This is a genomic window from Burkholderia sp. AW33-5, assembly GCF_053427615.1.
This window is the reverse complement of the sequence record NZ_JBSAXA010000071.1, coordinates 1-1,312: the sequence shown is the minus strand read 5'-3', so window position 1 is coordinate 1,312 and position 1,312 is coordinate 1. Positions and strand designations below refer to the sequence as shown.

At 60.8% G+C, this 1,312-nt stretch carries 1 protein-coding gene; it reads right to left on the bottom strand.

Going from position 1 to position 1,312, the window contains the following annotated elements:
• Nucleotides 1-36: 36 nt before the first annotated feature.
• Nucleotides 37-1,259, bottom strand: a protein-coding gene (locus tag ACV22V_RS32340; protein WP_448016805.1) for an IS3 family transposase whose coding sequence is annotated in 2 segments (ribosomal slippage) — nt 37-891 and nt 894-1,259 — 1,221 coding nt in all. Because the reading frame shifts where the segments join, the coding sequence is not laid out codon by codon here.
• Nucleotides 1,260-1,312: the final 53 nt, after the last annotated feature.

The following is a 1,312-nucleotide window of genomic DNA, read 5'->3' as shown; positions in this document are numbered from 1 at the left end:
TGTCAAGTCCTGGAATAGGTTGACAGTATCCAGACGCTAGAACGCCCGATGCACCGCATCGGGCGTTTTGTATTCTAGGGCGGCGTGTGGCCGCTCATGGTTGTAGATGTGCACGGACTGTTCGACCATCTTGGCGGCCTGCTCGAGGTCAGCAGGACGCTGCAGCAGGAACTCCCCCTTGAGGATACCGTTGACCCGCTCGGCCAGCGCATTCTGGTAGCAGTCGTAGCCGTCCGTCATCGAACAGCGCAAGCCGTGACGTCGATGGATGTCTTGATAGTAGGTCGAGCAGTACTGGACCCCGCGATCGGAATGATGGATCAACGGCTGACCGGTTCGGCGACGGCGCAACGCCTTCTTCAGCGCCTGACTGACCTGCTCGGTCTGCAGGCTGTCATGAACGTGATGACCGACGATCTTGCGCGAGAACGCATCGGTAATCAGACTCAGGTACACGAACGGGCCAGCCGTGGGCAGATACGTGATATCGGCCACCCACACTTGTTCAGGCCCAGTCGGCACGACCTGATCCGGCCCGGGTTTGAGTAGATTCGGATGACGCCGGAAGCGATGATGGCTCTGCGTCGTCTTGTGGTACGCCCGGTGTGGCACGACCAAGAGGCGGGCGGCGCGCAGCACGTCGAACAGTCGATCTCGCCCGAGCTTGATGCCGCGCTCGCCCAAGACGGGCTCGAGCAGATGGTGCAGTTTTCGTGTCCCGAGTCTCGGCTGGCGCAGCCGTATATCCCGCACCAGCGTCGTCACGGCTTCGGCTTGCGTGCCGCGGCGTTCCTCGCTGCGACATCGCTTGTAATACGCTTGCCGGCTGATGCCCATGTAGCGGCAGGCTCGCTCGACGCTCAGCTTTTCGATCCGCCTTTGCGCGAGGACCTGCCCGAAGGCTTTTTTACGGTGATCCCGTAGTCCTTGCGCATCACGTCGAGCACGGCCTCGAACAACGCGGCTTTCTCCTGCGCCTCTCGCAACTGCGTTTCCAATTCCTTGATGCGCTGCTCCGGTGTGAGCGGCTTTGAGTCTTGCTTTGGCATGGGGGAACCCGATCGCGCACGGCCGGATGGACCGGCCCAATCCTGCAAGCCGTGCTTACGTAACCATACCAGCACGGTCGAGCGTCCCTGGATGCCGTAGCGCCGCTGCGCCTCCTTATACGTCAGCTCGCCTTTTTCGACCTGGGCCACCACCGACAGCTTAAAAGCCAGGCTGTAGTCCCGTTGCGTCCGCTTGATCCCTTGTTCCAATTGCCACCTCCTCGTCTCGGTGAAAAAGTGTCAACCTATTTCAGGACGGGTCA